Consider the following 7520-nt stretch of genomic DNA (forward strand, 5'->3'; position numbering starts at 1 on the left):
GTGCCAGGGCCTCCGTGGCGCCGGCCGGGTGGAGATCGACGAGGACGTCGCCGCCGGGCAGCACATCCAGCGCCATCGGCACCAGGAACAGCAGTCCGAACAGCGCCGTGACCGTCCCCGCCGACCTGCGTACGACAGCGGCCAGCCCCACGGTCATGACGCTCAGCAAGGCGGCGTGCGTCCCGACGAGGAGCACCTGGCCGCCGACGGTGGCGGCGTCGAACGTGCTCTCCTCCAGCGTCAGTGCCCCGCACACCACGGCCAAGAGGCCGCACACCAGCCCCGCCACGAAGGTGACGGCTGAGAGCAACAACGTCTTGGCCGCCAGCAGGCGCCCTCGGCGGGGCACGCACAGCAGGGACGTCTGGACGCTCCCGGTGGCGTACTCCCCGGTGACCGAGAGCATGGCCAGGGCCGCCAGCACAAGCCCCAGGCCGTTGAGTTCGGCGATCACGGCCGGGTCGCCGGGCGAGGCGGCGGGGTCGTGCGTGAGGACCCCCGCCGCGGAGGCGATGACCCCGGTCAGCACGGCCGCGCCCAGCAGCAGGTACCAGGTCGAGCGCAGCGAGACGAGCTTCGTCCACTCGGCGGCGAGGGCGCCGCGCAGTCCCGCACTGCGGGAGCGGGTCCCGCGCGGGGCCGCCGTGGGCGGGGCGAGGGCGGCAGCCACCGTCACACCCCCGCTTCCAGGTCGGTACGCCGTTCCTGGGCGTACTCCACGCTCTGTGACGTCAGTCGCATATAAGCCTCCTCCAACGACGCCTCGTCGGCGCGCAGTTCGTACAGGTGCACATGTCCTTCATGGGCGAGGTCGCCGACGCGTTCGAGCGGCACGCCGTTCACGGACAGCTCGTCCGGCGCCGGCCGGGCCACCTCGGCACCCTCCCGCCTGAGCCGGTCGGCCAGCGCCGACAGCCCGCCGTGCTGCGGGCCGCGGACGCACACGGTGCGGCCGGCGCCGGCCCCGACGACCTCCGCGGTCGGCCCGTCCGCCAGCAGCCGGCCCCGGCCGATGACCACGAGCCGGTCGGCGGTCAGCTCCATCTCGCTCATCAGATGGCTGGAGAGGAAGACGGTCCGGCCCTCGGCGGCGAGGGAGCGCAGAAGCGTGCGCACCCACAGCACCCCGTCGGGGTCGAGGCCGTTGACGGGCTCGTCCAGCAGCAGTACCTCCGGGTCGCCGAGCAGCGCACCGGCGATGCCCAGGCGCTGGGCCATTCCCAGCGAGAAGGAGCCCGCCCGCTTGCCCGCCACCTCCGTCAGACCGACCGCGTCGAGCACCTCGGGCACCCGGCGCGCGGAAATCCCGTTGCTGCGGGCCATGGCCAGCAGATGCTGCTGGGCGGTGCGCCGGGGGTGCGCGGCACGCGCGTCGAGGAGCGCGCCCACCACCCGGAGCGGGTGGGCCAGCTCGGCGTACGGCGTCCCACGGATCAGCGCCGCGCCGGAGGTGGGCTCGTCCAGCCCCACCACCATGCGCATGGTGGTGGATTTGCCGGCCCCGTTGGGGCCGAGGAATCCGGTGACCTTGCCAGGTGCCACCTCCAGCGTCAGGTCGTCGACGACGGTCTTGTCGCCGTATCTCTTGGTCAGTCCGCGCAGTGTGAGCATGCCCTGGACGGTAGGCAGCGGCCGGAGCCCGGACAGTGCACGTTGGTCGTCGGCACCACTGCACTTTCGTCAGGGAGGCGGCGCCGCCGGGCCCGCCCCACGGGCACTGGGTTAGCGTGCTTCCGTGAGCGGGGCGAGAGCGGGGACGGGAACACGATGATCCGGGTACTGCTGGCGGACGACGAGGCGATGATCAGGGGCGGGGTACGGGCGATCCTCGCGTCGGCCGGAGACATCGAGGTCGTGGCGGAGGCGGCCGACGGGCGGGAGGCCGTCGCGCTGACGCAGCGGCACCGCCCCGATGTGTGTCTGCTCGACATCCGGATGCCGAAGCTGGACGGGCTGCGTGCGGCGGCCGAGCTGCGGCGCACCTGCCCGGACAGCGCGGTGATGATGCTGACCACCTTCAGCGAGGACGAGTACATCGCCACCGCGCTCGGCTCCGGCGCCGCCGGTTTCGTCCTCAAGTCCGGTGACCCCAGGGAGCTGTTGGCGGGTGTACGCGCCGTTCACGAGGGCGGCGCCTACCTCTCCCCCGCCGTGGCGCGGCACGTCATCACGCATATGGCCGCCGGGCAGCTGGGCCGCCGGGCGACCGCCCAGGCCCGCACCGCCGGGCTGACTCCCCGCGAGCGGGAGGTGCTGGGCCTGGTCGGTGCAGGCCTGTCCAACGCGGACATCGCCGCCCGGCTGCACGTGGTCGAGGGCACGGTGAAGACGTACGTCAGCCAGATCCTGGCCCGTCTGGAGATGAAGAACCGCGTACAGGCCGCGATCCTCGCCTACGAGGCGGGGCTGGTGCCGTCCTCGTAGGCGAGCTCGCGCTCCGAAGTTCCGCTCAGCCCCCGGGCGCGTGCGCCGTCGACCCCCGGACGACCAGCTCCGGCTGGAAGACGAACTCCGTCTCCGCCATCGGGCTGCCGCCCATCGGCTCCAGCAGGGCGTGGACGGCGGCGTTGGCCATGGCGCGGACCGGCTGGCGGACGGTGGTCAGCGGCGGGTCGGTGAAGGCGTTGAACTCGGAGTCGTCGTAGCCGACCACCGACACCTGGTGCGGCACCCGCAGGCCCCGCTGCCGGGCCGCCCGTACGGCGCCCAGAGCCATCAGGTCACTGCCGCACACGATGCCCGTACAGCCCTGGTCGATCAGCGCACCGGCCGCGGCGTGGCCGCCCTCGACGGTGAAGAGGGTGTGCTGGATACGCGGCTCGCACCCGGCCTCCCGCACCGCGCGGGTGAAGCCGGCGACCTTGCGGCGGGTGGGGACGAACCGCTCCGGGCCGACGGCCAGTCCGATGCGTTCGTGTCCCAGCTGGCGCAGATGCTCCACCGCCATCGCAGCCGCCGCCCGGTCGTCGGGCGAGACGAAAGGCGCGCTGATCCGGTCGTTGTAGCCGTTGATCAGGACGAACGGCACACCGCGCTCGGCCAGCCGGGCGTAGCGGGCCGGGTCGGCCGTCAGATCGGCGTGCAGGCCGGAGAGGAAGATGATGCCCGACACATCACGCTCGACCAGCTGGCCGACCAGCTCGTCCTCCGTGGCGCCGCCGAGCATCCGCGTGCCCAGCACCGGCGTGAACCCGTACCCCGACAGGGACTGCTCGATGACCTGGGCGAACGCCGGGAAGATGGGGTTGGTCAGTTCCGGGATGACCAGTCCGACCAGCCCCGCGCTGCGCTGCCGGGCACGCGCGGGGCGCTCGTAGCCGAGGACGTCCACCGCGGCCAGCACCCGCTGCCGGGTGGTGGCGGCCACGCCCCCTCTGCCGTTCAGCACCCGGCTCGCCGTGGCCTCGCTGACCTCGGCCTGCGCCGCGATGTCGGCGAGGCGCGCGGTGAGGGCACCGGTCATCCGGCGACCCACCAGGCGGTCGTGTCGCCGGGCAGCTCGACCCCGGCCGCCGTCTCGTGCTGGTCCAGCGGACGGCTGGCCAGCAGCAGCTCCCCGGGCCGGGAGTCCAGCCGTACCGGCCGGCTGCGGGTGTTGGCGGCGCACACGAACGCGCCGCGCCGGAACACCAGCACGCCCTCGGGCGCGGGCAGCCACTCCAGCGGTTCGCCGTCGCCCAGCTCGGGCCGCTCCCGGCGCAGCCGCAGCGCGGTGCGGTAGAGCTCCAGCGTGGAGGTGGGGTCGCCGGTCTGCGCGGCGACGGAAAGGGCGCCCCAGCCGGGCGGCTGGGGCAGCCAGCTGCCGCCGCTGCCGAACCTGTAGGAGCTGCCGCCGTCGGCGCTCTCCTCCTCGGCCCAGGGCAGCGGCACCCGGCAGCCGTCGCGGAGCCCGTCCTGACCGCTGGAGCGGAAGAAGGAGGGGTCCTGGCGCGCCTCGTCGGGCAGTTCGGTCACCTCGGGCAGCCCCAGCTCCTCGCCCTGGTAGAGGTAGGCGGAGCCGGGCAGCGCCAGCATCAGCAGCGAGGCAGCGCGCCCCCGGCCGTGGCCGCCGCCGAGCCGGGTGCGGTGGCGCACCACGTCGTGGTTGGACAGCACCCAGGTGGCGGGCGCGCCGACGGCGCCGAGCGAGGAGAGGGAGGCGTCGATGACCTCGCGCAGCGCCGCCGCGTCCCAGCCGGTGTTGAGGTAGTGGAAGTTGAACGCCTGGTGCAGTTCGTCCTCGCGTACGTACAGCGCGGTGCGCTCGGCGCTGGGCGTCCAGGCCTCGGCGACACCGACCCGCTCCCCCGGGTACTCGTCGAGGACCTGCCGCCAGGAGCGGTAGATCTCGTGCACGCCGTCCTGGTCGAAGAACGGCAGCTCGGCGGAGCCCAGCAGCTTCAGCTGCTCCGTGCTGCCCATGTCGGGCAGCCCCGCCGCCTTGACCAGGCCGTGCGCCACATCGATCCGGAAGCCGTCGATGCCCATGTCCAGCCAGAACCGCAGCACGGAGCGGAACTCGTCGCGGACGGCCGGGTGGTCCCAGTTGAAGTCGGGCTGCTCGGGCGCGAACAGATGCAGGTACCACACCCCGGGGGAGCCGGGCACCTGGCTCCAGGCGGGGCCGCCGAAGACGGACTCCCAGTCGTTGGGCGGCAGCTCGCCCCGCGGCCCCTTTCCGGCCGCGAAGTGGTAGCGCTCCCGGGCCGCCGCGTCCCCCGCCAGGGCGCGTTTGAACCACTCGTGCTGGTCGGAGGAGTGGTTGGGGACGATGTCGATGATGACGCGCAGTCCGAGCGCGTGCGCGTCCCTGATGAGGGCGTCCGCGTCGTGCAGCGTCCCGAACATCGGGTCGATGGCGCGGTAGTCGGCGACGTCGTACCCGGCGTCCGCCTGCGGGGAGGCGTAGAACGGGCTGAGCCAGACCGCGTCGACGCCGAGCTCGGCCAGGTGCGGCAGCCGCTGCCGTACACCGGGCAGATCGCCCATGCCGTCGCCGTTGCCGTCGGCGAAGGAGCGCGGATACACCTGGTAGATCACCGCGTCGCGCCACCAGCCGGTCGCGCCGGGCCGCGCCGACGGAACAGCCCGGGGCGCCCCCTCCGTGATGCCTTCGGCCTGGGGTGCACTGCTGTGCTGAGTCATGTCGTCCCTGAAGAGTTGAGGTGTTCGTCCGGAGCAGAGGGCCGCCGCGGCTACGCCTTGGTCGCGCCGGCGGTCAGCCCCCCGACCAGATGGCGCTGGGCGAAACCGAAGACCACGGCGGCCGGTACGGCGATGACGACGGCGGCGGCCGTCATCGAGCCCCAGTCGGAGCCGTAGCGGTTGACGAAGGTCTGCAGACCGCCCGCCAGGGTCAGGTTCTCCTCGCCGGTCATGAAGGCGGTCGCGTAGGCGACCTCCGCCCACGCGGTCACAAAGGTGTAGAAGCCGGTGACGGCGATACCGGGCTTGGCCAGCGGCAGGATCAGCCGCCAGAACGTGCCGAACGGGTTGAGCCCGTCCACCCGGCCCGACTCGTCGATGTCGACGGGAATCGTGTCGAAGAAGCCCTTCATCATCCACGCGCAGAACGGCACGGCGATGGTCAGATAGGTGATGATCAGCCCGAGCGGCTGATTGAGCAGCCCCAGCTTCGCCATCGTGTTGTACAGCGGGACGATCAGCACGGCCATCGGGAACATCTGGGTGATCAGCAGCACCCACATCAGCGGCCGCATACCGGGGAAGCGGAACCGGCTGAGTGCGTACCCCGTGGTCGCCGCGATGAGCACCCCGATGACGGTCGTCCCGACCACGACGATCAGCGAGTTGCCGAACCAGGTGAGGAAACGGGTATCGGCGATGACGTGCCGGTAGTTGCCGAAGGTGAAGTCCTTCACCAGCGCGGTGGTGAACGACTCGCTCTCCGGCTTGAACGAGGTCACCAGCAGCCACAGCGGCGGAAACAGCGCACACGCCGTCCCCAGCAGCAGACCCGCGTGCAGCCCGACGGAGGCGAGCGGGCTTCTCTTCGTCGTCCTCATGGTTGTCACCACGCCTCTCCCTGGCGGCGCAGTGCCCGCCGATAGACCACCGTGAACAGCGAGAGCAGCAGCAGGATGAGCACACCCCAGGCCGCTGACGTGGCGAAGTCACGCGGGCTGTTGACGAACGACAGCCGGAACGCGTACGTCACCAGGATCTCCGTGGAATCCTCGGGCCCGCCCTTGGTGAGCAGGAAGATCACCGGGAACATGTTGAACGTCCAGATGGTGCTGAGCAGGATCACCGTGCTGCTCACCGAGCGCACGCCCGGCAGCGTGATGTTGCGGAACCGCTGCCAGGGACCGGCACCGTCCATCTCGGCCGCCTCGTACAACTCCCCCGGTATCGCCTGCAGCGCACCCAGCATCGCGACGATCATGAACGGGACGCCGAGCCAGACGTTCACCGCGACCACGGAGACCTTCGCCCACACCGGGTCCCCCAACCACGGCACCCCGTCGATACCCCCGCCGTCCAACACCTTGTTGAGCAGGCCGTTCTTCTCGTTGAACAGCATCTTCCAGGCGAAGACGGAGACAAAGGCCGGGATGCCCCACGGCACGATCATCGCGACACGGTAGAAGGAGCGCCCCTTCACCTTCCGGTTGAGCATCACCGCGAGCGTCAGCCCCAGGCCGAAGGTGAAACCGACGCATCCGACCGTCCACACCGCCGTCCAGCCCAGCCGGTCCCAGAAGACGCTGTCGGACAGGATCGCCGTGTAGTTGTCGAGGCCGATGAACTCATAGGTCGCCGGGATGTGGTTGACGCCGATCGTACGTTCCACGTTGGCTTCGTCGGCGTCGGTGAGGGAGAGGTAGATGCCGCGGGTGAGGGGGTAGCCGACGATCAGTCCGATGACCAGGGCCACCGGGGCCACCATGGCCCACGCCCACCAATGTCTCGCCGCCCAAACTGTGACCCGCCTCATCATGACCTTCCTTCTCATGGGGCCATACCCCCGCTCCGCCGGGGGGGTGCCCCCTGTTGTGGGGGCACGCCCCCTTGCGATTTCGGCTGCCGCCGCCCCTGCCTTGTGGGGGCACGCCCCCTTGCGTTTTCGGCTGCCGCCGAGGGGTCGTGTCGGGGGGCTCCTCCCCCAACCTTCGGCCGGGGGGACCCCCACCCAACGGCCCCCGCTAGGTGGGCTTCGCCCCCCTAGGACCCCCCTTCCGCAACCAGGCAAGCCATTGACATACGTGCAATCCGCTTGCCTGTTGCTGCCCCCAATCCGGCCGGTGACGACCCTGCGGGTCGAGTGTTGGTGCCACTCCGCCCGCACCGGCGTTACCGGCAACGCCGGGCGGGAGGGAGCCGCAATTGCGTTGCCGGTGTCTCCTTCGCGGGAGGAGTCGCACCGGCGACGCTCCCGCAGGGTCGCCACCGGCCGAACCGGGGACCTCAAGTCGATGGGGGACTTCACGTAAGGCAATGGCTTTTGTGATTGCGGAAGGGGGGTCCTAGGGGGCGGAGCCCGCCCTACGCCTGTCCGGCGAGGACCGGGGGTTTGGGGG

7 protein-coding genes are annotated in these 7520 nt (G+C 71.4%); 1 reads left to right on the forward strand and 6 read right to left on the reverse strand.

Going from position 1 to position 7520, the window contains the following annotated elements; genetic code table 11:
* Together KBY19_RS35130 and KBY19_RS35135 are read right to left on the reverse strand one after the other, a co-directional pair.
* On the reverse strand, nucleotides 1–670 hold a 670-nt coding region (locus tag KBY19_RS35130), incomplete at its 3' end, for an ABC transporter permease (protein ID WP_210967452.1).
* Between the two features lie 2 nt (nucleotides 671–672).
* Nucleotides 673–1611 carry an ATP-binding cassette domain-containing protein gene (locus tag KBY19_RS35135; protein WP_099880167.1) on the reverse strand — a complete coding sequence of 313 codons (939 nt, stop codon included), beginning with the start codon at nucleotides 1609–1611 and terminating at the stop codon, nucleotides 673–675.
* Nucleotides 1612–1767: 156 nt separating this feature from the next.
* Between KBY19_RS35135 and KBY19_RS35140 the strand changes: the two genes are divergently transcribed.
* Entirely contained in the window at nucleotides 1768–2424 is a 657-nt protein-coding gene (locus KBY19_RS35140) for a response regulator transcription factor (RefSeq protein WP_099880170.1), read from the forward strand.
* A gap of 25 nt (nucleotides 2425–2449) precedes the next feature.
* Here KBY19_RS35140 and KBY19_RS35145 read toward each other — a convergent pair whose 3' ends face one another.
* Genes KBY19_RS35145 through KBY19_RS35160 form a run of 4 tightly spaced genes read right to left on the reverse strand, consistent with a single transcriptional unit; the run spans nucleotide 2450 to nucleotide 6937 of the window.
* Entirely contained in the window at nucleotides 2450–3463 is a 1014-nt protein-coding gene (locus KBY19_RS35145; protein WP_210967453.1) for a LacI family DNA-binding transcriptional regulator, read from the reverse strand.
* Nucleotides 3460–5124: a glycoside hydrolase family 13 protein gene (locus KBY19_RS35150; RefSeq protein WP_210967454.1), complete on the reverse strand. Its 1665-nt coding sequence runs from the start codon at nucleotides 5122–5124 to the stop codon at nucleotides 3460–3462. The genes KBY19_RS35145 and KBY19_RS35150 overlap by 4 nt, the downstream gene beginning before the upstream one ends.
* Before the next feature lie 50 nt (nucleotides 5125–5174).
* Nucleotides 5175–6005 (reverse strand): sugar ABC transporter permease, encoded by an 831-nt coding sequence (locus tag KBY19_RS35155; RefSeq protein ID WP_099880177.1) that lies wholly within the window; start codon nucleotides 6003–6005, stop codon nucleotides 5175–5177.
* A 5-nt stretch (nucleotides 6006–6010) separates the two neighbouring features.
* Nucleotides 6011–6937, reverse strand: coding sequence for a carbohydrate ABC transporter permease (locus KBY19_RS35160; protein WP_099880180.1), 927 nt, complete (start codon nucleotides 6935–6937; stop codon nucleotides 6011–6013).
* Between the last annotated feature and the right edge of the window lie 583 nt (nucleotides 6938–7520).

It is taken from the genome of Streptomyces sp. B15 (genome assembly GCF_018070605.1).
Lineage (GTDB): Bacteria > Actinomycetota > Actinomycetes > Streptomycetales > Streptomycetaceae > Streptomyces > Streptomyces smyrnaeus.